This is a genomic window from Luteibacter yeojuensis, from assembly GCF_000964085.1.
Lineage (GTDB): Bacteria > Pseudomonadota > Gammaproteobacteria > Xanthomonadales > Rhodanobacteraceae > Luteibacter > Luteibacter yeojuensis_A.
The window spans coordinates 12,192-36,599 of record NZ_JZRB01000030.1; the positions used below are offsets into that span (position 1 = coordinate 12,192).

A 24,408-nucleotide genomic window follows, 5' to 3' on the forward strand; every position below is an offset into this window, starting at 1 on the left:
CAGCACACGACTCTCGCGCCTGACATCAAATACCGCCTCGCCAAGGCCATCAGCGTGCCGGCCCCCCGCATCGGGGAGATCATCGCCGGCCGTCGTGCCATCACCGCGGATACCGGTCTTCGCCTTGCGCGTTTCTTTGGCCAGTCCGAGGATTTCTGGATGGGCCTGCAGGACGACTACGACCGCGCCATGATGCGCCCGCAGCTGGCTGAAGCGGTCGCGGCCATCGTGCCCTGGGCCGAGACGAACGCACCGGTGAAAGCCACGAGCAAAGGTCGCGCGCGCCCGGTGCGCCGTTGAGCCACCGCTACTTGCCGTCCTTCGTAAACGGAAACATCTGCTGCTTCACGAAACCGTCGGGCATGTAGTCGCCCACCACGCCGTATTGCTCGGGGAATGCCTTTTTTGACTTCACGGCGGTGCCGAACAGGTAGTCGAGGAACGCGTAGTGCGCGGCGTAGTTCCTGTCGATGGCTTCGTCATCCGAGGCGTGGTGCCAGTGGTGGAAATCCGGCGTCACCAGCACGTATTTCAGCGGGCCCCACGGCAGGTGCACGTTGGCGTGGTTGAACACGGCCTGGAAGCCCACGACGATGATGTAGGCGTTCATCACGGCTTCGCTGAAGCCAAGCACGTACAGCGGCGCCAGCACGCACACGCGGGTGAAGATCAGTTCCAGCATGTGCTGGCGCGAGCCCGCCAGCCAGTCCATCGTTTTCACGCTGTGGTGCACGGCGTGGAAGCGCCACAGGAACGGTACCTCGTGGTACGCGCGGTGTGTCCAGTATTGCGCCATGTCGGCCACCAGGATGCACAGCAGCAGCTGCGGTACGAACCAGATGGACGCCACCATGCGCTGGAAACCACTGTTCACCAGCCACCCGAACGCATGGTGGATGAGGAAGTTCACGATGAGCAGCGCCAGGCCCACGATGAAGTGGTTCACGGCGAAGTGCTTCATGTCGGTCTGCCACTCGAAGCGGAACAGCGACTGGCCCTTGTAAAGCGGGAACAGTTTTTCCAGCACCACGAACACCAGCGTGGAGCCGAGCAGGTCGAGGATGAACCAGTCCAGGCCGATATACGGCGTGTGGTCGGGGAACGTGCCCACGGGCACGCGCGAGCCGCCCAGCGCCACGGCGGCCAGCACCAACACGAACGCGCCGATATTGACGTTGCGCTGGCGGCCCAGGATCACGTTGGCGAGCGAGAGGCCGCCGGCCACCAGCAGGCCGCCCAGCAGCACCTGGCGCAGCACGTCCACGGAATATTTGTGGCGCAGGTCGGGGGTGGTCAGGTATTCAGGGAAGTGGAACGCGGTGACCGCCAGCAGCGACAACACGGCCAGCGATAGCGCGATGGCGGTGCTCACCATGGCCTTGCGGGGGTCGAGCGAGCCGCTGCGGTGGAGCAGGTCGACGGTTTCACCGACCACGGCTTCCGCGCGGCGGGCGGGGGCGGTGGCGGCGCGGCGGGCGGCGGCCCGCTTCTTTCCCAGGCTCATCGGGTTCCTTTCCTTGGTGGATTCGGGCGCCATCCTAGCAATTCGCCAGCGGCGCCGCCGGGGTTTAAGCTGGGCCCTTCCAGCCCCATATCGGGGCTTTGACGTTACCCACCGGCAGCCTTGATGGATTCCCTGATCACCCTCGCCGAACGGCGCCTGCTTACCCCGGGCGGCCTCGCCTCCACCGACCTCGATCGCGTGTTCTCGCAGCTGATGGGCCCCTCCATCGATGCGGCCGACCTGTACTTCCAGCATTCGCGCAGCGAATCCTGGGTGCTGGAAGAGGGCATCGTGAAGGACGGCAGCCACTCGATCGAACAGGGCGTGGGTGTCCGCGCCATCTCGGGCGAGAAAACCGGCTTCTCCTACTCCGATGAAATCGTGCTGCCCCAGCTGCTAGAGGCGTCGCGCGCCGCGCGCGCCATCGCGCAGGGTGGCGCCGGCGCGGGCAAGCCGCTGGCCATCGCCACGGGCCGCGGCCTTTATCCAGCCATCGACCCGGTCGAAAGCCTGCCGAACGAAGAGAAGATCGCGTTGCTGCGCGAGGTGGATGCCTACGCCCGCTCGCGCGATCCGCGCGTCAAGCAGGTGGTGGTCAGCCTTGCCGCCACGATGGATACCATCCTTGTCGCCGGTTCGGACGGTACGCTCGCCGCCGACGTGCGCCCGCTGGTGCGCCTGAACGTCCAGGTCATCGCCGAGCAGGGCGGCCGCCGCGAGCAGGGCCATTCCGGCGGTGGTGGCCGTTACGGCTACCGCGAGCTGCTCGAGAACGGCCGTGCGCATGCGTTCGCCGAGGAAGCCGTGCGCCAGGCGCTGGTGAACCTCGACGCCGTGGATGCGCCGGCCGGCACCATGACCGTCGTGCTTGGGCCGGGCTGGCCGGGCGTGCTGCTGCACGAAGCCATCGGCCATGGCCTTGAGGGCGACTTCAACCGCAAGGGCAGCTCCGCGTTCGCCGGCCGCATCGGCCAGCGCGTGGCCGCCGAGGGCGTCACCGTGGTCGATGACGGCACGCTGCCGGGCCGCCGCGGCTCGCTCAGCATCGACGACGAGGGCACGCCCACCGAGTGCACCACGCTGATCGAGAACGGCATCCTCAAGGGCTACATGCAGGACAAGCTCAATGCCCGCCTCATGGGCGTGAAGCCCACGGGCAATGGCCGCCGCGAGTCGTTCGCACAGCTGCCCATGCCGCGCATGACCAACACCTACATGCTGGCCGGCAACCGCGAGCCGGAGGAAATCATTCGCTCGGTGAAGAAGGGCCTCTACGCCGTCAACTTCGGTGGTGGGCAGGTCGATATCACCAACGGCAAGTTCGTGTTCTCCGCCAGCGAGGCTTACCTCATCGAGGATGGCAAGGTCACGCGGCCCGTCAAGGGCGCCACCCTGGTCGGCTCGGGCCCCGAGGTGCTCACCCGCGTCTCCATGATCGGCAACGACCTGGCCCTGGACGAGGGCGTGGGCGTGTGCGGCAAGGATGGCCAGAGCGTGCCCGTGGGCGTGGGCCAGCCCACGCTGCGCGTCGATGGCATGACCGTGGGCGGCACGGCGGCCTGATCAGCCGGGTGCTGCGCTGGTAGTCGCGAAACCTGTGGGAGCGCGCTTGCGCGCGATGGGTGTGCCGTAAACCCCATCGCGCGCAAGCGCGCTCCCACATGATTAAGCAACGTTCTATCAGTCTTCCGACGCCTCGAGCTCCTTGAGGATCTTGTAGATCTCGCGGAACGCATGCAGCGGCTTGTTGGCCTCGCGTTCGGCGCGGGCCTGGCGCACCAGCGAGCGCAGGTGCTGGCGGTCGAGCTCCGGATGCTGGTCGAACAGCTCACCCAACGCGGCGTCGCCGCCTTCGAGCAGTTTTTCGCGCTTCGCTTCCAGGCGGTGCATGTGGGCGGCCTCCTGGCGCTGGCGATCGCGATCCTCGCCAAGCGCGGCACGCGCGTCGGCGAAGGCCTCGTCGCCGTGCCGGCGCATCATCTTGGCAAGGTAGGCGAGCTGGCGCTTGCGGGCGATGTGCGCCGTGACCTTACGCGTGCGCGCGATCTCGTCGATGATGTCTTCGGGCAGGTTGAGCTTGGGAATGCGCGAGGGCGGCAGTTCCACCAGCTGGCCGGCCAGCTTCAGGATATCGAGCGCGTTGCGGCGCTGTTCGCTGCGGCTGGGGCCGAAATCTTCTTCTTCCTCATCGCGCGGGCGTTCGTCCCAGGGCCTCATGGCTGTGCCTCCTCGCTTTCGAAGGCGAAGCGCGGCTGCACGCGGCCCTCGTGGTCAACGGTTTCCGCGAACATGGCGGCGGGGCGCACCCACAGGCCGTGCTCGCCGTAGAGGGCCTGGTACACCACCAGTTCCTCCATGGTTTCACTGTGCCGGGCGGTGCCCAGCACGCGGTAGGGCATGCCCTTGAAGTGGCGGTAGTAGCCGACACGGATGCTCATAAGGTTTCCATGGCACCATGGGCGGTGCGTTGCTTTGGAATCGGGCGGCGCGCCCCCAAGTAGGGATATCGGCCGCCAGCGGCCTGCCATTCTAACCGCCAGCCCCCGGGAAGCCCACGTGAGCCAAGTTGCCACCCTCGACACCAGCCACCAGGACCTCGACCGCCTCGCCAGCCTGGCCGAGGATACGATCCGCCGGGCGCGCGCCGCGGGCGCCACCCAGGCCGAGGTTTCCGCCAGTGTCGACGTGGGGCTGAACGTGAACGTGCGCCTGGGCGAGGTCGAGACGGTGGAGCACACCCGCGACCGCGGCTTTGCCCTCACGGTGTTCTTCGGCAAGCGCAAGGGCTCGGCCAGCACGGCGGACCTCAACCCGGAGTCCATCCAGGCCACCATCGACCAGGCCTGCGCCATCGCCCGGTTCACCGAGGAAGACCCCGCCGCCGGCCTGGCCGACCCCGACCGCATGGCCACGTCGTTCCCCGACCTCGACCTGTGGCATCCGTGGGATATCGACGTGGACTCGGCCATCGCGCTGGGCTGCGATATCGAAAACGCCGGTCGCGACCTCGAAGGCATCACCAATTCCGATGGCGCCAGCGTCAACGCCGGGCAAAGCCTGTCGGTCTACGCCAACTCCCATGGTTTCCTGGGCCGTGAGCGCGGCACCCGCCATTCGCTGTCGGTGGCGCTCATCGCCGGCGACGACGACGGCATGCAGCGCGATTACTGGTACGACAGTGTCCGCGATGCCGGCCAGTTCATGGATGCCGCCGCGCTGGGCCGCAAGGCGGCCGAGCGCACGCTTTCCCGCCTGGGCGCGCGCCGCCTGGGCACCCGCCAGGCGCCGGTGCTGTTCGCGCCCGAGATTTCCCGCTCGCTCATCGGCCACCTGCTGGGCGCCGTCAGCGGCGGCTCGCTGTATCGCCGTTCCAGCTTCCTGCTCGACCACGTGGGCAAGCCGGTGCTGCCGGCATGGCTGCAGATCGACGAGCGGCCGCTGGTGCCGCGCGGCCTGGGCTCGTCGGTGTTCGACGCCGAGGGCGTGGCCACCGCCGATTCCTCGCTCATCGTCGATGGCGTGCTCGCCCGCTATATCCTGGGCAGCTATTCCGCCCGCAAGCTGGGCCTGCAATCCACGGGCAACGCCGGCGGGGTGCACAACCTGGTGGTCAGCCACGGTGGGGACGACTTCAAGGCCATGCTCAAAAAGCTTGGCACGGGCCTGTTCGTCACCGAGGTTATGGGGCAGGGCGTGTCCATCGTCACGGGTGATTACTCCCGCGGCGCCTCGGGTTTCTGGGTCGAAAACGGCGAAATCGCCTACCCGGTGGAGGAAATCACCATCGCCGCCAACCTGCGCGACATGTACCGCAACCTGGTCGCCGTGGGCGCCGATGTCGACCACCGCTCGCACATCCTCACGGGCTCGTGGCTCATCGAGAACATGACCATCGCCGGCGAGTGAGGGGTGCCGCAAGTCGCGGTTGACAGCAAGGGCTTGCGAAGGGAGAGTGGGGCCCACATCGCCCAGGGAGTTGCGCCATGAGTACCCCGTCCGATCAGGTCCCGCCGCCGCCCGCCCCGCCGCCCTACGGTGCCCCGCCGCCGTACGATCCGGTGCCGCCCGCGACCAACACCGATGACAAGAACATCGCCATGCTCACGCACCTGTCGGGCATCCTGTTCAGCATCATCATGCCGCTCATCGTCTGGCTGATGCACAAGGATCGCGCCGACAAGGCCTACCTGGTCACGGAGGCGAAGGAGGCCCTGAACTTCCAGATCACGGTGCTCATCGGCTACGTCATCTGCTGGATCCTGACATTCCTGCTCATCGGCATGATCCTCACGCCGCTGCTGTGGCTGGCGAACCTCATCTTCTGCATCATCGCGGCAGTGAAGGTCAGCTCCGATGGCACGTACCGGTATCCGTTTGCGCTGCGGCTGATCAGCTGATCCGTTGCGCTAACGTCGCGTAGGAAAGGGCCCGCATCGCGGGCCTTTTTCTTTGGCGAATGCCTACCGAAGCCGACTAATGCCCGCGCGCCGCCGAATACCGCGCCAGCTCCGCCAGCCACTCGCCACGCTCGCCCAGCGGCGCGATGGCATCGAGCGCTTCGTCCACCAACGCAACCAGCCGCGCACGCGACGCGTCCAGCCCGATGATGGACGGGAACGTCGGCTTGTCGGCGGCGGCGTCCTTGCCGGCGGTTTTGCCGATGACGGCCGATTCGCCTTCGATGTCGAGGATGTCGTCGCGCACCTGGAAGGCCAGGCCCACGGCGTGGCCGTAGCGGTCGAGGCGGGCCAGGAGGGCTTCGTCGCGGCAGCCTGCCGCGAGGGCGCCGAGGCGTACCGATGCGCGGATGAGGGCGCCGGTCTTGTAGGCGTGCATGCGCTCGAGTTCCTCGAGCGTGAGCTTGCGGCCCACCGCCGAGAGGTCGAACGCCTGGCCGCCGGCCATGCCTTCGGCACCGCAGGCAGCGCCCAGTGTGCGCAGCATGGTTATGCGCTGGGTCGGGTCGTCGCCCGCGGGCGACTGGGCCAGGATCTCGAAGGCCAGCGCCTGCAGGGCATCGCCCGCAAGGATCGCCATGGCCTCGCCGAACACGATGTGGCAGGTGGGCCGGCCACGGCGCAGGGCGTCGTCGTCCATGGCCGGCAGGTCGTCGTGCACCAGCGAATAGGCGTGGATGATTTCGACGGCACAGGCCGGGGCGTCGAGCACCGGGCCATCGCTGCCCAAAGCGTGGCCCGCGGCGTACACGAGGAGCGGGCGCAGCCGCTTGCCACCGCCCAGCACGGCGTAGCGCATGGCACGGTGCAGTTCGGCGGGGGGCAGGTCGTCGCCGGGCAGGGCGCGCGCGAGCGCGTCGTCGGCCCGGCCGGCCAGCGCCTTCAGCGGCGCCGGCAGGTCAGTCGATGCGGGAGTCAAAGGGTTCGGCGGTATCGGGGGCTTCGGGGTCGAGCAGCAGGCGCACGCGCAGTTCGGCCTGCTCCAGCGCCGCCTGGCAGTGCCGGTAGAGGCCGATGCCGCGCTCGAAGGATTTCAGCGATTCGTCCAGGCTGAGCTCGCCGCCTTCCATGCGCGTGACCAGTTGCTCGAGTTCATCGAGCGAATGCTCGAATTCGGCGATCGACGACGCTTTGGCGGGGGTGGCGGGGGCTTTCGGCATGGCGGCAAAACTAGCTCACATGGGCGCGTGGATCAATCGGCGCGATGCCACAGGGGCGTGGTACCAGCTGCGTCGAACAAGGGTTTGCCGGCCTCGCTGACCCAGCGGTCGGCGACGGCGAGCACGGTGTCGCCATCCACCACCAGGGGCATGCGTCGGCGCTCCCACGGCGGCACGGCCGCCTGCTGGAACAACAGGCGAAGGTCGCGGGTGTGGCGGTCGCCGACCGGCTTGAGCGTCTCGCCGCCGCGGCGGTAGCGGACAGTGACCGGCGCCGCGAGGCGGTGCGTGCCGAGGGTGAGCGAGCCGCCGCCGGGCAGCGCCAGCGGTTCGCCGTGCCACGCGGCCGACCACTCGCTGTCAAAGGCGCGCTGGCGCGGCATCGCCCACAGGCGGCCACGCCACGCGCGTACCTCGGTATCAAGCCAGCCCACCAGCGGCAGGCGCTCGGCCGAGGCCTCGCGCGCCTGGCGCTCGAGCGTCACGCGCTGCGCCGTGGTCGGCGCCGAGAGGCCGGCCGCGTGCAGCCAGTGATCAAGCAGGGGGCCGCGCCAGGCATCCGGCAGCGCCAGCCACGCGGGCGCGTCCAGGCTGCCGTCGGCGCCGCGCAGGCGCGTGTAGGCGTCCAGCCAGCCGTCACGGAGGCAGGTGGCGGCTTCGCCACACAGGCGGGCGCTGTGGACGATGCTCTGGCCCGCGTGCGGCCAGTGCTCGCGCAGGGCCGGCAGCACCGTGCCGCGCAGCCAAGCGCGCGCCACGCGCGGGTCGTCGTTGGAGGGGTCGTGCACGGTATCGAGCGCGTGGATGGCCACGTGGTCGAGCAGGGCCGCGCGCGGCAGGTCGAGCAGGGGGCGCCAGAGGTCGCCCGCACCCAGCGGCCGCAGCGGGCGCATGCCGGCCAGGCCCTCGGGCCCGGCGCCGCGCATGAGCTTCAGCAACACCGTTTCCACCTGGTCGTCGCGGTGGTGCGCCACCACGAGCCGCTCGCCACGGCGCAACGCCGCGGCGAAGGCCGCCCGCCGCGCCCGCCGCGCCGCGCCCTCGACGCCTTCGCCGCGGCTGAGGTCGACGCTGACGCGGACGGATTCGAACGGCACGTCGAGCGACTCGCAGAAGCGCCGGCAGTGCACCGCCCACAGGCCGCTTTCCGCGTGCAGGCCATGGTCGATGTGCAGCGCGCGCAGCGCAGGGCGCGCGGGTTGCGTCGCCAGTGCGTGCAGCAGCGCCGTGGAATCGGGGCCGCCGCTGTAGGCGACGACCAGCGGCGTGTCGTCGAGCTCGGCCAGCGCGGCGGCGAGGTGGTCGCGGAGCGAGGGCATCACTTGGCCCTGGCGCGGACGTACACGTGCTTCGCGTTGCCGTGCTGGCGCTCTTCCACGTCGAACAGGCCGATGCCGTGGATGAGGCCGCTGAGCTTCGAGTAGCCGTAGTTGCGCGAATCGAAGTCGGAATTGCGCTTGTTGAGGATGCTGCCCACGCCGCCAAGCGCGGCCCAGCCGCTTTCGTCGGAGGCATCCTTGATGGCGCTGCGCAGGTTGTTGAGCAGCTTGGTGTCGCTGCGCAGTTCCTTCGCTGTTTTCGGCGTGGTGGGCGCGTCGTCTTCGTCCTCGGTGCTGGCCAGCACCTCGGTGTAGATGAACTTGTCGCACGCGGAGACGAACGGCTTGGGTGTTTTCAGCTCGCCAAAGCCGTACACCACGAGGCCGGCTTCGCGGATGCGCGAGGCCAGCCGCGTGAAGTCGCTGTCGCTGGAGACAATGCAGAACCCATCGAAACGTTCGGAGTAGAGCAGGTCCATCGCGTCGATGATCATGGCCGAATCGGTGGCGTTCTTGCCCGAGGTGTAGGCGAACTGCTGGATCGGCTGGATGGAGTGCTCGAGGAGGGCCGTTTTCCAGCCGTTGAGGTGGGGGCTGGTCCAGTCGCCGTAGATGCGCTTGACGTGCGCGGTGCCGTACTTCGCCACTTCGGCGAGCAGGCCGTCGACGATCGCTGGCCGCGCGTTATCGGCGTCGACCAGCACGGCGAGCTTGTCGGTGTTGTCGTTGGCCATGGCGGCTCCCCTGGGGGCGAGCCGCCATGGTAGCGCCTTACTCGGTGTAGGCGCCGTAGCCGCGAAGGCGCTGGTAGCGCTTTTCGAGGAGGGCCTCGACGGGCAGCTGCTCGAGGGCATCGAGCTGGTTGAGCAGCACGGCCTTGAGGCGCGTGGCCATGCTCTGCGGGTTGCGGTGGGCGCCGCCCAGCGGCTCGCGGACGATCTTGTCGATGAGGCCGTTCTCAAGGATGCGCGGGGCGGTGAGGCCCATGACCTCGGCGGCATCCTTGGCCTTGTCGGCGCTCTTCCACAGGATGGAGGCGCAGCCCTCGGGCGTGATGACCGAGTAGGTGGAGTACTGCAGCATGTTGGTGACATCGCCCACGCCGATGGCCAGCGCGCCGCCGGAACCGCCTTCACCCGTGACCGTGCAGATGATCGGCACGCGCAGCTCGGCCATCTCGAGCAGGTTGCGCGCGATGGCCTCGGACTGGCCGCGTTCCTCGGCGTTGATGCCCGGCCACGCGCCGGCGGTGTCGATGAAGGTGAACACCGGGATGCCGAAACGCTCGGCGAGCTTGAACAGGCGCAGCGCCTTGCGGTAGCCCTCGGGGCGCGGCATGCCGAAGTTGCGCTTTACCTTGGTCTTGGTGTCGCGGCCCTTCTGGTGGCCCACGACCATGATGGAGCGGCCGTTGATGCGGGCCAGGCCACCCACGATGGCCTGGTCGTCGGCGAACATGCGGTCGCCCTTGAGCTCGTGGAACTCCTCGCACATGCCCTGGATGTAATCGAGGGTGTACGGGCGCGCCGGGTGGCGCGACAACTGGCTGATCTGCCACGGCGACAGGTTGCGGAAGATCTCGGCCGTTTTCAGCTTGAGTTTTTCCCGCAGCCGCGCGACTTCTTCATCGATGTTGAACGCCTGGCCGCTGCTGGCGTGGCGAAGCTCTTCGATCTTCGCTTCGAGCTCGGCGATGGGTTGTTCGAATTCGAGGAAGTTGGGATTCATGAATACGGAGCGTCGGGGCAAGACTGAACATTATAGCCGGGCCCGTGCATGGGTGGTGTGCGCGGCAGTACGGTGGGGTGGCTCGCGCTAACTGCATGATAGACAAGACATCGTGGCAAGGGCGCCGGGCTTGGCAACGCCGTGTAGGAAAAACCCTTCAGCCCATGTAGGCCTGCGCCCCGCTGCGTGTAGTCCCAGCGCCGCGGCGTTCATCGGCGGGCTATAACGACCACGCCCTGCACGGCATCGGCCGTGAGTGGGGCTGCACGCGAACTGCGTGCCTTCACACGACAAGGAGTCCACCGTGAATCATTCTGGCTTGATCCCCCGCGCCATCCCGCTTGGCCTGGCCCTCGCGGCCTTCGCGCTATCCGCCCCGGTGGCGGCCGGCGAGGGCGGCAACCTGGCTGGCCTGCCGGCCTGTAGCAGCCAGGGCAACCCCGGCGCTTGCCGCCTGCCCATCGTCAACGGCGATTTCACCGCCGACCCCTACACCGGCTGGGAACGCGACGGCACCGTCAGCCATGCCGACGGTGCCGCGATGCTCACGCCCGGCAGTTCGATCCGCCAGGCGGTGGCCATCAACACGCTGGGCGACCCCGCCGAGGCCGGCTACGCCGTGCAGTTGCGCGTCCTGGGTGAAAGCGACGACGGCGAGGTCGAGCTGCGCCTCGCGCTCAGTGACGACCAGGGCGGCCACGCCGTGCCGCTGGCCTCGACCCGCGCCACCGTTCGCAGGCACGCGTGGACCACGGTGGACCTGAGCGGTGCCGGCGTGCCCTTCGCGGCACCGGCCCACGTCCTGGTATCCGTGGCCAACCTGGGGCCATCCACCCGCGTGCAACTCGATGACGTCCACGTCGTCGAGTCGGTCGACGCGTTCTGATCGTGGTGGTGTGAGTCAGTCTGCCGGGCGTACGAGGCGCAGTTCGGTGCCAAGGACGCCCGGCAGCGTGCGCAGCGTGCGCACCAGGTCGGGCAGGGCGCGGACGCGCCACTCGTCGCCGAGCTCGAAGCTGGCCTGGCCCACCCGGTTGCGGTAACCCGACAGCATCAGCGGCGTGCGGCCGCCGCGGAACCCCATCAGGGCGTGCTTCAGGTGCTTCGGGAAATCCTCGTCCACGCCGTTGAGCTTCAGCGTGAGCAGGCGGCCGAAATGCTCCATGGCGTCGGAGAGCGAATAGGCCTTGCGCGCGCGCAGCTGGTAGCCGCCGGCGAAGTCGTCGATGCGCAGGCCACCTTCCACGACGATGATGTTGCCGCGCGTGAGCAACGGCGCCGCGTCGGTGAACACCTCGCGGAAGAAGCTGGTTTCAAGCAGGCCCGTGGCGTCCTCGATCTGCACGAACGCGTCGCTGTCGCCGCGCTTGCGCATGCCCACGACCATGCCCGCCACCGTCCACGGTGTTTCCGGGCCGCGGCGGAAGCGGCCGCCATCGTCGTCGTCGCTGCGCCGCGGCTTGGGTGGCTGGTAGCGCTGCGGGATCTCGCCGATGGGGCAGCTGCCCAACTGGGCCAGCTCGGTGGTCCATGGGTCGGTCGGGTGGCCCGAGAGGTAATGGCCAAGCGTGTCGTGTTCGCCCTGCAGCAGCTGTTCCAGCGGCCACTCGGGGACCGAGCCCGAGAGCTCGATGATGCTGGGCGCCTCGGCATCGCCGAAGGCGTTGCCGAAGATATCCACCTGGCCCGAGGCGCGGTTCTTCGCCTCCTGGTCGGCAGCGCGCATGGCCTCGGGGATGTGCATCACCAGGGTGGCGCGGTTCTCGCCGAGCGCATCGAGCGCGCCGGACTGCACCAGCGCTTCCATCACCCGCTTGTTGAGCTTGTTGGAGCCGATGCGCTGGCAGAAATCCACCAGGCCCTTGAACGGGCCGCGCGCCTTGCGCTCGGCGGCGATCTCTTCGCAGATGCCCTGGCCCACGCCCTTGATGGCGCCCAGGCCATAACGCACCACGCGTGGCTCCACCGCCTCGAACATCCACGCCGAGGCGTTCACGTCCGGCGGCAGCACCTTGATGCCGATGGCGCGCGTCTCGTCGAGGAAGGTCACCGCCTTCTCGGTGTTGTCCATGTCCGACGAGATGGTGGCGGCCATGAACTCGGCGGGGTAGTGCGCCTTCAGCCATGCCGTTTGGTACGAGACCAGCGCGTACGCGGCGGCATGCGATTTGTTGAAGCCGTAGCCCGCGAATTTTTCCATCAGGTCGAAGATGGAATCGGCCTTGTCGCCCTCGATGCCGTCCTTGGCCGCGCCCTCGCGGAAGGTGGCGCGGTGCTTCACCATCTCCTCGGCTTTTTTCTTGCCCATGGCGCGGCGGAGCAAGTCGGCGCCGCCGAGGGTGTAACCCCCCACGATCTGCGCCATCTGCATCACCTGCTCCTGGTAGACCATGATGCCGTAGGTCTCCTTCAGGATGGGCTCGACGCGCGGGTCGGGGTATTCCACCGCTTCCTTGCCGTGCTTGCGCGCGCAGAAGCTGGGGATGAGATCCATGGGGCCGGGGCGGTACAGCGCCACCAGCGCGATGATGTCCTCGAAGCGGTCGGCCTGGGCCTCTTTCAGCATGCCCTGCATGCCGCGCGATTCGAGCTGGAAGACGGCGACGGTCTGCGCCTTCTTCAGCAGCTCGTAGACCTTGGGGTCGTCGAGCGGCAGGGTGTCGATGTTCAGCGGCTCGGTGCCTTCGCTGGCACGGCGCCTGTTGATGGCCTTGACGGCCCAGTCGATGATGGTGAGCGTGCGCAGGCCGAGGAAGTCGAACTTCACCAGGCCCACCGCTTCGACATCATCCTTGTCGTATTGCGTGACGACGCCTTCGCCGCTGGGTTCGCAGTACAACGGCGCGAAATCGGTGAGCGGCGTGGGCGCGATGACCACGCCACCGGCATGCTTGCCGGCGTTGCGCGTGAGGCCTTCGAGGCTCAGCGCCAGGTCGATCAGCGTGCGCGACTCTTCTTCCGTTTCATAGATGTCGCAGAACTCCTTGACCACGCGCTCGGGTTCTTTCTTCGACTTCTCGGTGCGGCCCAGGGCGTCGCCGAGCGTGAGGTCGAGCGGGCGCGCGGGGATCAGCTTGGCGTGGCGGTCGACCTGGCCGTAGCCCATGCCGAGTACGCGGCCGGAATCGCGCAGCACCGCCTTCGCGGCCATGGAGCCGTAGGTGATGATCTGGCTGACGTGGTCGCGGCCGTACTTGCGCGAGACGTAGTCGATGACCTCGTCGCGGCGGTCCATGCAGAAGTCGATGTCGAAGTCGGGCATCGACACGCGCTCGGGGTTGAGGAATCGCTCGAACAGCAGCTCGAACTGGAGCGGATCCAGGTCGGTGATCTTCAGCACCCACGCCACGAGCGAGCCCGCGCCCGAGCCGCGGCCCGGGCCCACGGGGATGCCGTTGTCCTTACCCCAGCCGATGAAGTCGGCCACGATGAGGAAGTAGCCGGGGAACCCCATGCGGATGATGACGTCCACTTCGCGGTCGAGGCGCGCCTGGTAATCCTCAAGCGTCTTGCCCGGGGCGAGCGGGTTGGCGGCCAGGCGTTCCTCCAGGCCTTTCTGCGCCTGCTCGCGGATGTACGTATCGAGGTTGTGGCCCTCGGGCACCGGGAAATCGGGCAGGTAGTACGTGCCGAACGAGAGTTCGAGGTTGCAGCGCCGCGCCAGCTCGACCGTGTTCTCAAGCGCTTCGGGGATATCGGCGAAGAGCTCGGCCATCTCCTCGGCCGACTTGAAGTATTGCTCCTCGCTGTAATCGCGCGGGCGCTTCGGGTCGGCCAGGACGCGGCCCTGGTGGATGCAGGTGCGCGCCTCGTGCGATTCGAACCCCGCGCGCTCGATGAAACGCACGTCGTTGCTGGCGATGACCGGCAGGCCGTGTTCGCCCGCCAGCGCCAGCGCGGCCCGCACCCAGGTCTCTTCGTTGGGCCGGCCCGTGCGGGTCAGCTCGAGGTACAGGCGCTGGGGAAACAGGCGGGTGAGGAAGCCGAGGCGGGCCGACGCGGCCGGCAGGCCCGCGCCCAGCGCCACGCGCGCGGTTTCGCTCTCGCGGCCCACGATGGCGATGAGGCCGGCCACGGCGCCGGCGGTGAGCCAGCTGGCGTCGACCAGCGCGCGGCCCGTGCCCTGGCCCTCGCGCCAGGCGCGCGAGACCAGCCGCGAAAGGTTGAGGTAACCGTCGCGATCCTGGCAGATGAGGGTGAGCCGCCACGGGCGCGGGTCGTCCGGGCTGCTCACCCAGATATCGCTGCCACCGATGGGCTTGATGCCCGCCGCCACGCACTGCTTGTAGAACTTCACCAACCCGAACATGTTGTTCTCGTCGGTGAGTGCGACCGCCGGCATGCCCGCACGGACGCACGCGGCGATCAGCTGCTTGATGCGGATCGTCGAGTCGACCAGCGAATACTCGCTGTGGAGGTGGAGGTGGGCAAAGCGGACGGTCATGCGGGGTGCCGGTTCAGGCCATGGGAAAGGCTAACCGGGGGGAGGGGGCGGGGCAAGATTGACAGCGCGAAAAATCCGCCTGCCCCCTGTGGGAGCGCGCTTGCGCGCGATGGGGCTTGCCGCGAGCACATCGCGCGCAAGCGCGCTCCCACAAGGGCGGCGCGTGGCCTAGCGCGCGTGCGCCTCCGGGTGCTCGATGAACCACAACCCGGCAAAAAGCTTGGCATCGATCGAGAACCCCTCGGCGGCCCTGTCGAACAGCCACTTGCCCGCCTCGGCGCGGGGCACTTCATGGACGATGATGTTCTCGGTCTCGTCGCCGCCGCCCTTGCCCACCTTCGTCAGGTCCCAGGCGCGGGCGAAGGCGATCATCTCGGTGCTCATGCCCGATGACGACGGGCCCTCGTGCACGAACTCGATGCGGCCGCACGCATAGCCGGTTTCTTCTTCCAGCTCCCGCGCCGCGGCGATCAGCACGTCTTCATCCTCGGCCCCCGCGAGGTCGCCGACGAGGCCTGCCGGCATCTCGATGGTGTTGGCGAGGATGGATACGCGGTATTGCTCGACGAACACCACTTTGTCGTCGGGGGTCACCGCCAGGATGATGACCGCGCCGCCGGGGTTGTTGCGCGCCGCGTATTCCCACCGCCCGCGTTTCTTCAGCGTGAGCCACTTGCCCGCGAACAGGGTTTCCTCGGGCAGGCTGGCGTCGTCGGGGATCGGCGAGGCGTGCGGCAGCGGGCTGGTCTGCATGGCGGGCTCCTTAAGGCGATCCGCGCAGTATGGCGGAGAAACGATATCTGCCGTGTGACTACCCGCCCCCTCCTGTGGGAGCGTGCTTGCGCGCGATGGCCGCTACAGCAAGGCCCGCAGCCGCGACCGCGTCATGGGCCCGAACCGTATCCGCTCGCAAAGCGCATCCACCGCCCCCGCATCCCCCTGCCGCCGGCTCAGTGCATCCGCCGTTTCCGCCACCGCCACGTCGAGCGCGATGCGCGTGAGGCGGCGGTAGAGCAGGGCCAGCTCCGCGTGCTCGCGCAGGCGCGCCGCGCATGCCGCGGCGCCACGGATGCGCAGGTACGGCACCTCGTCGAGGCGGTCGAGCAGGTTGTCCAGGCTGCCGAAATGGGCGAGCAGCGCGGCGGCGGTTTTCGCACCCACGCCCGGTACGCCCGGGATGTTGTCGACGGCATCGCCGCATAGCGCGAGGTAATCCGCCACCTGGTGCGGGTGCACGCCAAGCTTGTCGAACACGCCCGTGGGGCCCCAGCGCAGGTCCTTCGCGAAATCCCACTGCTGGTCGTGTTCGCCGAGCAACTGGCCGAAATCCTTGTCGGCGGAGACGATGACGCCGCGGAACCCGTGCACGCGCAAGCCCCACAACGCGCTACCGATCAGGTCGTCGGCCTCGTACTGGTGGTCGTTGAGCACCGTGAGGCCCAGCGCGGCGGCGATCTCGCGGCACAGCGCGAACTGGCGCACCAGTTGCGGCGGCGGCAGCTCGCGGTTGGCCTTGTACGCGGGGTAGATGGTGTTGCGGAACGACGTGGTGAGCGAGGCATCGAACGCCACCGCGATATGCTCGGCCTTGCTGCGTTCGAGCAGTTCACACAGGAAGCGGGTGAAGCCATGCACGGCGTTGACCGGCTCGCCGTCGTGGTCGTGGAACTCGTCCGGCATGGAGTGCCAGGCGCGGAACACGTAGAGGCTGCCGTCCACGAGGTGGACGGTATCGCCGCCGCTCACGGCTGCCACGGCGCCACGATGTCGTCGTACGACGGGCGCTCGCGCTCGGGCGCCTCCATGGCCGGCGTGCCGACGTGGATGAAGCCGACGACATGCTCGTGTTTCTTCATGCCCAGCAGCCTGGCCACGTCGCGATCGTAGGCCGCCCAGCCGGTAAGCCACTGCGCGCCATAGCCAAGCGCCTGCGCGCCCAGCAGCAGGTTGTAGGCCACGCAGCCGGCGGTGAGGTTCTGCTCGAGCTCGGGCACCTTGCTATCGGGGTCGACCTTGGCCGACACGACGAGCACCAGCGGCGCGTACTCATAGCGACGCTGCTCCTTGTCACGCTTGGCGTCGGAGAGGTCGGGGTTGGCCTCAAGGGCCATGCTGGCCAGCGCCTTGCCGAACGCGTGCTTGGCATCGCCGCGCAGGATGCGGATGCGGAAGGGTTCGAGCTTGCCGTGGTCGGGCACGCGGATGGCGGCCTCGATGAGGCGGCGTAGCGTGGCATCGTCGGGGGCGGGTTCGCCGAGCTGGCGCGAGGGCACGGAGCGGCGGGCGTTGAGGACATCCAGGGTGGGCTGGTTCATCCCGCCATTTTACCACCCTTGTGGGAGCGCGCTTGCGCGCGATGGGGTGGGGTGGCAAGGACATCGCGCGCAAGCGCGCTCCCACAGGCGAGAGGGGGGAGCTAATGCTCGCGCGGTGGTGGTGGCGGCGGCAGCGCGTCGTTGGGCCCCAGGTGATCGAGCGCCTGGCGATGCTGGTCGGGGCTCTGGCTACGCCATTGCTCCATCAGCGCGCGGCGCTGGTCGGGGGGCAGCGAGCGGAAGCGCTCGAAGGCATCGTGCAGCTTCTGCCGTTGCTCGGGGGTCAGGTCGTTGAATTTCTGCCGGTTGGCACGCGCCTGGGCGCGTTCCTCCGGCGTCATCTGCTGCCAGTGCGCGATGCGGTCGCGGATTTCCGCACGGCGGCCGGCCGGCAGGCCACGCCAGCGCTGGGCCTTGTCGAGCATGCGCGACTGGCGCTGGGCGGGGAACGTGTCCCAGTCGTGCGCCAGCGGCGCCAGGATGTCCTTCTCGTCGGCCGAGAGCTGTGCCCAGGGGCGCGGCGCCGGCAGGGGGTGATCGTCCGGCACGCGGCCGCCCGGCGGCGGGGGCGGCGCGGCCTGCGCCCCGACGGCGAGCGGCGCGGCGAGCGACAGGATGGCGGCGAGGCAGAGGGTAAGGCGGCGCACGGTGCTCACTTGCGGTCCCGGCCCTGTGTGTCGTTGTAGGCGAGCCAGCTGTAGAACTGGAGGTCCTGGTAGAGCGTCGGGTCGGTGCTGTCGGCATCCGGCGGCAGGTCGCTCGGGTCGGCGGCCACCTCGGCAGTCGGCACGGCGGCGGGCGGCGCCGATGCCGGGCCGCGGCCCGGCTGCCACGCGATGAGCGAGGCGAGCGCCACCATGGCGAAGGCGCTGGCCGGGATCAGCACGCGGCGCACGGCATGGTGCCCGGTGGGGCGGGCCAGGGCCGTGCGGCGCGCGGCGCGCAGGCGCCCGGCCGTGGCCGGGTCCACGTCGCGGCTGGCGCGCAGGTACAGATCGCGCGCCCGGCGTTCGAGTTCATGATCGTGCTGGCTCATCGCCATGCCTCCAGTTGCTCGCGCAGCGCATGCATCGCGCGCGAAAGATGTGTCTTGACGCTGCCGTCGGAGCAGCCCATGGCCGCCGCCGTCTCCGCCACGTCGAGGCCCTCCATGACCCGGAAGGTAAACGCCTCGCGCTGGCGGCGGGGCAGGTTGCGCACCGCCGTGACGATATCGCCGTAGGCCTGCGAATCCTGCAGCCGGCCCGACGGGTCGGGCGCGTCGTCGGCGGGCTCCCACGCTGGGAGCTCGGCGCCGTCGTCGTCGTGGCCGCCGCCGATCCAGCCCACCACGATCGAGCGCACCTTGCGGCGGCGCTGCAGGTCGACGATGCGCCGGCGCAGGATGCCCCAGAAAAGCGGGGTCCACTCCTGGGCGGGCTTGTCTCCGTAATGCCGTACCAGCCGCATCATGGCGTCCTGGACCGCGTCGAGCGCGTCGTCTCGGTTGCCAAGGTGGATCTCGGCCATGCGCCACGCGCGGCGTTCGATCGCCGCGAGGAAAGCGTCCATGCTGGCGGGGACATCGCGGAGGTCGTCAAGCGCGGCGCTGTCGAGCGCGAGCGAGCCGTTCACGGCTTTCTCCGCGTCGTCGTGCTTGCCATCCTCGTGCTCCATCAGCCTGGTTCACCCCGGTAAACGCGGTCGGCCACCGCTGGTTGACTTGCCATGGACGGGTATCTTCCGGCCCCGTGCTTTACCGGGTGTGAAGTCGCTCAGCGGCGCCGGCCAAGGGGCCAGGCGACCAGCGCGGCCAGGAGGGCGCCGGCCACGTAGAGCGCGATATCGCCCGGGCCCTGGGCCAGGCGGGCCAGGGAAAGGAGCATGGCCGCACCCGCGTCGGCGATGGCCTGGGCGAACCCAACGCCCATCATCCCGGCGATGGTGGCGGCCGCCACGAGGCAGCAGACGTATACCGAGGCCAGCAGGGTGGCCGCGACGGCCAGCAGGGCCCCCGTGGCGCCGTCGAAGCGTAGCCAGCGGCGCACCACGAAGCCGATGCCCCAGCCGACGGGCAGGGCCAGGGCGGGCAGGGCGCGGCCGAACATCATGGAGGGCACCATCCACACGGCCCCGGCGGCGAAGCCGAACAGCACGGCACCGAGGAGGCCTGGCAACAGGTTGGCGAGACGGCGGAGGGGGTTAGCCGCCATGGCACGGAATGGGAGGGCGCATGGCCGCATGATACCGGGCCGCGCGCTCTTGAGGGCGGGGCCGGGCGCCCAAACCTTGCGGGGTGGATGCCATAATTGACTACTTTGCGGCCTGCGGGCCGCCTCCACAGGACACCCATGAGCGGTTTCAGCCTCAGCAGCGAGCCTTTCACCCTCGAACGTGACTGCCCGGCGGTCATGGTGCCGCAGGGCGAGACGGTGACGCTCCCGGCCGGCCAGATCGGCTACATCACCCAGGCCCTGGGCGGCAGCTTCACCGTATACGTGGAGGGCAACCTGTTCCGCATCGCGGGCAACGATGCCGACGCGCTGGGCAAGGAACCGCCGCGGCCCATCGAGCTGCCGGCCGATGCCTCCGACGACGACGTGGAGAAGCTGGTCTGGCAGCAGCTGCGCACGTGCTTCGACCCCGAGATCCCCATCAACGTGGTGGAGCTGGGCCTCGTCTACGATGTCAGCCTTGAGAAAAGCGACGAAGGCGCGCGCAAGGCGTACGTCAAGATGACGCTGACCGCACCCGGTTGTGGCATGGGCGATATCCTCGTCGACGACGTGCGGACGAAGCTGGAATTGATCCCCACCATCATCGAGGCCGATGTCGATCTCGTGTTCGATCCGCCCTGGAACCACTCCATGATGTCGGACGCGGCGAAGCTCGAAACCGGCATGCTCTGAGCGCGGGCTAAAGCTCGCGCAGCGCTACGCTGCATGCGGCGTGGTAGGCCGCCATCGCCGCGATCGTCGCCGGCGATGCATGCAGCACCGGCAGGTGGCCAGGCGCCACCTGCACGTCGATGCATACGTGCACGTCCACTTCCATGAGCCCCACCACCTGCAGGATGGCATCGCGTTGCGGTGCCAGCGCATGCAGCAGCGCGCTGATCGCGGTATCCACCGAATACGTGCGCTGCGGTGGCAGCGTCACCGCCCAGCCGTGCGTGCGCCGGGCTTGCGCCGCCTCGTCGTCCACGTCGCCCTTCTGCCAGCTGGCGCCCCCCTCGATGCCGAAACCGCTTACAAGGTGGTCGAGCACGTGGTGCTCGGACGTGAGCCGGAACGACGCCGTGACCACGGGCGTGCGTTGCGCAAGGTCGGTGTCGATATCGAGCGTGCCGGTGGCCATGCGGGTTCCCCTTCGGTTTCGTGCGTAGCATCGCGTTTTTTCGCGACCTAGGGAAACCCCTAGGTAGGCGCTCGCCAGTTCTTGCGATAGGTTGGCAAGGACTTTCGGTCTGGGGGGATTCGGAAGTCACACGGGCATTCGCGCTGCGGCGCGAAATCATCATCGTTCGGAATGTGGTCCTTCACGGCCGCAACGGCCTCGTGTTGCCCATTCCCGGAGGAGGAACGTAAATGGCACATCATGTTCGTTTGAAACTGCTGGCGGCCGCCGTCGGCATCGTCGCCACGTCGGCTGCCTCGGCGGCCACCGAGCAGGCGCTGCGCGCGCAGAACCTCGGCGCCGCGCCGGCCAACCAGCTGGCCACCAAGCTGGGCCTCACGGCCGATAACGCCTTCGTGGCGAAGAACGCGCTGCCCACGGTGAAGGGCACGCAGACCGTACGCATGCAACAGACCTTCAAGGGCGTGCCGGTCTATGGCCGCAGCATCGCCGTGGAGCAGGATGCGCAGGGCAACGCGCTGGTCGCCAACGGCGTCGTCGCCTCCGACCTGCAGGTGGATATCGCCTCGGTGTCGCCGAAGCTCGACCAGGCCGCCGCGGTGGCCGTGCTCACGAAGCAGGGCAAGACCCTGCGTGGCGTCGCCACCGTGAAGCCGGAGAACCCGAAGGCCGATCTCTACGTCTACCCGGTGGACGGCGCGCCCGCCCGCCTTGTTTACCTCACCTCGTTCTTCAGCGGCGGTGACCACCCGACGCGCCCCACCGCCATCGTCGACGCCAACACCGGCGAAGTGATCAAGCAGTGGGAAGGCCTGACCTACGCCGACGCCACCGGCCCGGGCGGCAACGGCAAGACCGGCCAGTACACGTGGGGCGCGGGCGGCAAGCCGGCGCTGAGCGTCACGCAGTCGGGCACCACCTGCACGATGCAGAACAGCAACGTGAAAACGTACAACATGAAGAAGGCGACCTCCGGCAGCGGCACGCTGTGGAGCTTCACCTGTCCCACCTCCAGTGGCGACGCGGTGAACGGCGCTTACGGCCCCATCAACGACGCCCACCACTTCGGTGGCGTGGTGCATGACATGTACAACTCGTACACGGGCGCGCCGCCGCTGAACCAGGTGCTGATCATGAAGGTGCACTACGGCTCCAGCTACGAGAACGCGTTCTGGGACGGCAGCTCGATGACCTTCGGCGATGGCGCCAGCACGTTCTACCCGCTGGTGGCGCTGGACGTGACGTCGCATGAAATCAGCCACGGCTACACCGAGCAGCATTCGGGCCTGGAATACGACGGCCAGTCGGGCGGCATGAACGAAGCCTATTCCGATATCGCCGGTGAAGCGGCCGAGTACTTCGACCGTGGCTCGAACGACTTCCTCGTCGGCGCCGACATCGTCAAGAGCAGCGCTGGCATCGGCGACGCGCTGCGTTACATGTGCGATCCGCCGAAGGATGGCGGTTCGATCGGCAATGCCTCGGACTACACCAGTGGCCTCGACGTGCATTACTCGTCGGGCGTCTACAACAAGGCGTTCTGCCTGCTGGCCAAGACCAGTGGCTGGGATACCGTGAAGGCGTTCAAGGCCTTCGCCCGCGCCAACGGCGTGTACTGGACGGCCACGTCGGACTTCAACTCCGGTTCGTGCGGCGTCGCCAGCGCGGCCACCGACCTCGGCTATTCGGCCACGGATGTCGCCGCGGCGTTCACCAAGGTGGGTGTCACCTGCTCCACCGGCGGTGGCGGTGATGGCGGCAGCGCCAGTGCGCTGAAGAACGGAACCGCGAAGACGGGCCTCACCGGCTCGGCGAATCAGGAGCTGAGCTACACCGTCACGGTGGCGGCTGGCGCCAAGAACCTGGTCATCGCCACGAGCGGTGGTTCCGGTGATGCCGACCTCTACGTGAAGTTCGGTTCGGCCCCGACCACCTCGAGCTACAACTGCCGCCCGTACAAGACCGGCAACGCCGAGTCGTGCAGTTTCGCCACGACCCAGGCCGGTACCTACTACGTGAAGATGCGTGGTTACTCGTCGTTCTCGGGTGTCTCGCTCAAGGCGACCTGGACGCCGTAAGCGAACGCGCCAATGCAGTACTCCCGGGGAGGGGGCCAGGCTTGTCCTGGCCCTTTCCTTTTTCCACGCCGTGGTAGGAGCTTGCTTGCAAGCGATGCTCTTTGACCGGTTCATTCGCTAACGCGAATGAACCGATGTCGTAGGGCGCGGCTTAGGCCTACAGGTTTTTCAGCCGCCGGCCATAGGCCCATGCTTGCGATGTGCCTAACGTGGGTGGTCCACCCACCACGGAGGGCACCTCGCCATGCGTTACCTCGTTCCCTGTTTTCTTCTTCTCGCCGCCATGCCCGCACCCGCGGCCACGCGCTTCATCGTGCGCTTCGCCGACCAGGCCTCGGCGGAGGCCGCGCGTGTCGCCTCCACGCCGCCGGCGCCATCCGCGCGCGCACGCCGCGCGGCTCGCCTCGTCGATCCCGGCCAGCCGCGCCACGTCGCCACGCTGGCGACCGGCGCGCAGCTGTTCGACGTCGACGATGGCAACCCCGCGCATTTCGTGCGCCTGCCCGGCGTCGTCAGCGTCGAGGAGGATCGCATGGCGCGGCCCTTCGCGCTGCCCGATCCGCTCTACCCGCGTCAGTGGTCGTTGCACGATGCCCGCGCGGGCATTGACGCGAACGTGGCGTGGGCACGCACGCGGGGCGCGGGTGCCCTCGTCGCCGTGCTCGATTCCGGCATCACGGCGCATCCCGAGCTCGACGGCCAGCAGGTGCCGGGTTACGACTTCGTCAGCGACGCCGACCGCGCGCGTGACGGCGATGGCCGCGACGCCGATCCGCGCGACGAGGGCGACTGGGAGGATCCGGGCGAATGTGGGCGGCGCCGCGCGGCCGCGCCGTCGACGTGGCATGGCACGCACGTGGCGGGCCTTGCCGTCGCACGGCGTGGCAACCAGTTGGGCATCGTGGGCGTGGCGCCGGAGGCGAAGCTCATGCCCGTGCGCGTGCTCGCCGCGTGCGGTGGCCGCCTGTCCGACATCATCGACGCCATCGCCTGGGCGTCCGGTGGCCACGTGCCGGGCGTGCCGGCGGCGTCGCGCCGCGCCGACGCCATCAACCTCAGCCTGGGCCTGGAGGGTGCGTGTGGTGCCGCGCTGGGTGATGCCATCGCGCAGGCCAGGGCACGCGGTTCGGTGGTCGTCGCCGCGGCGGGTAACGAATCGGTCGCCGCCACCACGTTCGCGCCGGGCAACTGCCCGGGCGTGGTCGCGGTCGGTGCGCTCGATCGCCGCGCTGGGCAGGCGTGGTATTCGAACCACGGGGCAGGGGTGACGCTCGCGGCCCCGGGCGGTGCGCTCGCGCGCCAGCGCATCGACGACCTCATCTCGGCGGTGGACCAGGGCAGCCGCACGCCCTGGCGCAGCGTCTTCCGCTACATGGCGGGCACGTCCATGGCGGCGCCGCTGGTCAGCGGCACGGTGGCGCTCATGCGCTCGCTCGACCCCGACCTTGGCGTGGACGAGGTGGCGCGCCACCTCGTCGACAATGCGCGGCCGGCACGTTGCCCGAAGGGCTGCGGCGCCGGCTTGCTCGATGCGGGCGCCACGCTCGACGCGGTGGCGCAGGGCAGGCCCTAGACGGCTTCGAAGCGGTTGGCGTCGCGGTTCTTGCGCACTTTCTTCGGGTCCCACACGCGGCCGTTCATGGCGATGTACACGCCATCGGCCAGCGTCTGCACCGCGCCCACCGCACAGCCCACGTTGAACACCGCGTCGGAACCCTGGAAGCGCGCCGGGTTCAGCGCGCCGGTCAGCACGATGACCTTGCCGGGGATGCCGTCGAGGATGGCGGCGGTCTCCACCATGGTGTCGGTGCCGTGGGTGACCAGCACGTGGCGGTGCGGCTGCGCCTCGATGGTGCTGCGGACCAGGGCGCGGTCCTCGTCGGTCACGTGCAGGCTGTCCTTGCGCAGGATGGGGATCACGTCGAAGCGGAACGCGACGCCCAGCTGGGCCAGGATCTCACCGATCTGCGGCGCACCGATCTGGTAATCCGACTTGTCGTCGAAGTAGATCTTGTCGATGGTGCCGCCGGTGGTGACGATGGTGAGATGCTGCATGGGCTGACCTGA

At 68.7% G+C, this 24,408-nt stretch carries 26 protein-coding genes; 8 read left to right on the forward strand and 18 right to left on the reverse strand.

Translation table 11 applies throughout. The annotated features are described in order from the left end of the window. The first annotated feature begins 24 nt into the window (after positions 1-24). The gene (locus VI08_RS14015; RefSeq protein WP_084621520.1) at positions 25-300 is read left to right on the forward strand and encodes a HigA family addiction module antitoxin; all 276 of its coding nucleotides are present in this window, start codon (positions 25-27) and stop codon (positions 298-300) included. Between the two features lie 7 nt (positions 301-307). Here VI08_RS14015 and VI08_RS14020 read toward each other — a convergent pair whose 3' ends face one another. Then, positions 308-1,504 carry a sterol desaturase family protein gene (locus VI08_RS14020; protein WP_045830228.1) on the reverse strand — a complete coding sequence of 399 codons (1,197 nt, stop codon included), beginning with the start codon at positions 1,502-1,504 and terminating at the stop codon, positions 308-310. A 123-nt stretch (positions 1,505-1,627) separates the two neighbouring features. Between VI08_RS14020 and tldD the strand changes: the two genes are divergently transcribed. Beyond that, positions 1,628-3,067: a metalloprotease TldD gene (tldD, locus tag VI08_RS14025; RefSeq protein WP_045830229.1), complete on the forward strand. Its 1,440-nt coding sequence runs from the start codon at positions 1,628-1,630 to the stop codon at positions 3,065-3,067. A gap of 117 nt (positions 3,068-3,184) precedes the next feature. On the opposite strand, the gene yjgA is transcribed toward tldD, so the two are convergent. Both yjgA and VI08_RS14035 read right to left on the reverse strand, forming a co-directional pair. Beyond that, a complete protein-coding gene (yjgA, locus tag VI08_RS14030; RefSeq protein ID WP_045830230.1) occupies positions 3,185-3,721 on the reverse strand; it encodes a ribosome biogenesis factor YjgA in 537 nt (178 codons plus the stop codon). After that, positions 3,718-3,942: a DUF1653 domain-containing protein gene (locus VI08_RS14035; RefSeq protein ID WP_045830231.1), complete on the reverse strand. Its 225-nt coding sequence runs from the start codon at positions 3,940-3,942 to the stop codon at positions 3,718-3,720. Before VI08_RS14035 ends, yjgA begins: the two co-directional genes overlap by 4 nt. Before the next feature lie 118 nt (positions 3,943-4,060). On the opposite strand from VI08_RS14035, the gene pmbA reads away from it, so the two are divergent. After that, positions 4,061-5,410, forward strand: coding sequence for a metalloprotease PmbA (pmbA, locus tag VI08_RS14040; protein ID WP_045830232.1), 1,350 nt, complete (start codon positions 4,061-4,063; stop codon positions 5,408-5,410). Between the two features lie 77 nt (positions 5,411-5,487). Further along, positions 5,488-5,901, forward strand: a complete 414-nt coding sequence (locus VI08_RS14045) for a DUF4870 domain-containing protein (protein ID WP_084621521.1) — start codon at positions 5,488-5,490, stop codon at positions 5,899-5,901. 76 nt (positions 5,902-5,977) lie between these two features. Here VI08_RS14045 and ispA read toward each other — a convergent pair whose 3' ends face one another. From ispA to VI08_RS14070, 5 genes are read right to left on the reverse strand one after another with little or no spacing between them, the layout of a single operon-like run. Further along, complete coding sequence (gene ispA, locus VI08_RS14050) at positions 5,978-6,880, reverse strand: (2E,6E)-farnesyl diphosphate synthase (protein ID WP_045830233.1); 903 nt, start codon at positions 6,878-6,880, stop codon at positions 5,978-5,980. Next, a complete protein-coding gene (locus VI08_RS14055) occupies positions 6,861-7,121 on the reverse strand; it encodes an exodeoxyribonuclease VII small subunit (protein ID WP_045830234.1) in 261 nt (86 codons plus the stop codon). Before VI08_RS14055 ends, ispA begins: the two co-directional genes overlap by 20 nt. Before the next feature lie 32 nt (positions 7,122-7,153). After that, entirely contained in the window at positions 7,154-8,440 is a 1,287-nt protein-coding gene (gene tilS / locus VI08_RS14060) for a tRNA lysidine(34) synthetase TilS (protein ID WP_045830235.1), read from the reverse strand. Then, positions 8,440-9,174 carry an NYN domain-containing protein gene (locus VI08_RS14065; RefSeq protein WP_045830236.1) on the reverse strand — a complete coding sequence of 245 codons (735 nt, stop codon included), beginning with the start codon at positions 9,172-9,174 and terminating at the stop codon, positions 8,440-8,442. Before VI08_RS14065 ends, tilS begins: the two co-directional genes overlap by 1 nt. Before the next feature lie 37 nt (positions 9,175-9,211). Further along, entirely contained in the window at positions 9,212-10,168 is a 957-nt protein-coding gene (locus VI08_RS14070; protein ID WP_045830237.1) for an acetyl-CoA carboxylase carboxyltransferase subunit alpha, read from the reverse strand. Between the two features lie 304 nt (positions 10,169-10,472). Here VI08_RS14070 and VI08_RS14075 point away from each other — a divergent pair, with 304 nt between their 5' ends. Further along, the gene (locus VI08_RS14075; protein WP_157006794.1) at positions 10,473-11,054 is read left to right on the forward strand and encodes a hypothetical protein; all 582 of its coding nucleotides are present in this window, start codon (positions 10,473-10,475) and stop codon (positions 11,052-11,054) included. A gap of 15 nt (positions 11,055-11,069) precedes the next feature. Here the strand turns inward: VI08_RS14075 and dnaE are convergent, their stop codons facing one another. The 8 genes from dnaE to VI08_RS14115 all read right to left on the reverse strand — a co-directional run bounded on the left by dnaE (position 11,070) and on the right by VI08_RS14115 (position 19,119). After that, the gene (gene dnaE / locus VI08_RS14080; protein WP_045830239.1) at positions 11,070-14,612 is read right to left on the reverse strand and encodes a DNA polymerase III subunit alpha; all 3,543 of its coding nucleotides are present in this window, start codon (positions 14,610-14,612) and stop codon (positions 11,070-11,072) included. A gap of 168 nt (positions 14,613-14,780) precedes the next feature. Continuing rightward, positions 14,781-15,365, reverse strand: coding sequence for an NUDIX hydrolase (locus VI08_RS14085; RefSeq protein ID WP_045830240.1), 585 nt, complete (start codon positions 15,363-15,365; stop codon positions 14,781-14,783). 102 nt (positions 15,366-15,467) lie between these two features. Further along, the gene (locus VI08_RS14090; protein WP_045830241.1) at positions 15,468-16,367 is read right to left on the reverse strand and encodes a 5'-3' exonuclease; all 900 of its coding nucleotides are present in this window, start codon (positions 16,365-16,367) and stop codon (positions 15,468-15,470) included. Then, complete coding sequence (locus VI08_RS14095) at positions 16,355-16,927, reverse strand: nitroreductase family protein (RefSeq protein ID WP_045830242.1); 573 nt, start codon at positions 16,925-16,927, stop codon at positions 16,355-16,357. Before VI08_RS14095 ends, VI08_RS14090 begins: the two co-directional genes overlap by 13 nt. A gap of 101 nt (positions 16,928-17,028) precedes the next feature. Beyond that, positions 17,029-17,583, reverse strand: coding sequence for a DUF3106 domain-containing protein (locus VI08_RS14100; RefSeq protein ID WP_045830243.1), 555 nt, complete (start codon positions 17,581-17,583; stop codon positions 17,029-17,031). After that, entirely contained in the window at positions 17,580-17,963 is a 384-nt protein-coding gene (locus VI08_RS14105) for a hypothetical protein (RefSeq protein WP_045830244.1), read from the reverse strand. Before VI08_RS14105 ends, VI08_RS14100 begins: the two co-directional genes overlap by 4 nt. Then, the gene (locus tag VI08_RS14110; RefSeq protein WP_428992154.1) at positions 17,960-18,478 is read right to left on the reverse strand and encodes an RNA polymerase sigma factor; all 519 of its coding nucleotides are present in this window, start codon (positions 18,476-18,478) and stop codon (positions 17,960-17,962) included. Before VI08_RS14110 ends, VI08_RS14105 begins: the two co-directional genes overlap by 4 nt. A gap of 203 nt (positions 18,479-18,681) precedes the next feature. Next, positions 18,682-19,119, reverse strand: coding sequence for a hypothetical protein (locus tag VI08_RS14115; RefSeq protein WP_045830245.1), 438 nt, complete (start codon positions 19,117-19,119; stop codon positions 18,682-18,684). A 138-nt stretch (positions 19,120-19,257) separates the two neighbouring features. Here VI08_RS14115 and sufT point away from each other — a divergent pair, with 138 nt between their 5' ends. Continuing rightward, complete coding sequence (gene sufT / locus VI08_RS14120; protein ID WP_045830246.1) at positions 19,258-19,815, forward strand: putative Fe-S cluster assembly protein SufT; 558 nt, start codon at positions 19,258-19,260, stop codon at positions 19,813-19,815. A 7-nt stretch (positions 19,816-19,822) separates the two neighbouring features. Here the strand turns inward: sufT and VI08_RS14125 are convergent, their stop codons facing one another. Beyond that, positions 19,823-20,263 carry a DUF4279 domain-containing protein gene (locus tag VI08_RS14125; protein WP_045830247.1) on the reverse strand — a complete coding sequence of 147 codons (441 nt, stop codon included), beginning with the start codon at positions 20,261-20,263 and terminating at the stop codon, positions 19,823-19,825. Positions 20,264-20,493: 230 nt separating this feature from the next. Here VI08_RS14125 and VI08_RS14130 point away from each other — a divergent pair, with 230 nt between their 5' ends. After that, positions 20,494-22,341, forward strand: a complete 1,848-nt coding sequence (locus tag VI08_RS14130) for a M4 family metallopeptidase (RefSeq protein WP_045830248.1) — start codon at positions 20,494-20,496, stop codon at positions 22,339-22,341. 244 nt (positions 22,342-22,585) lie between these two features. Then, the gene (locus VI08_RS14135; RefSeq protein ID WP_045830249.1) at positions 22,586-23,914 is read left to right on the forward strand and encodes a S8 family peptidase; all 1,329 of its coding nucleotides are present in this window, start codon (positions 22,586-22,588) and stop codon (positions 23,912-23,914) included. On the opposite strand, the gene VI08_RS14140 is transcribed toward VI08_RS14135, so the two are convergent. Further along, positions 23,911-24,396 (reverse strand): asparaginase domain-containing protein, encoded by a 486-nt coding sequence (locus VI08_RS14140; protein ID WP_045830250.1) that lies wholly within the window; start codon positions 24,394-24,396, stop codon positions 23,911-23,913. The genes VI08_RS14135 and VI08_RS14140 overlap by 4 nt on opposite strands. Positions 24,397-24,408: the final 12 nt, after the last annotated feature.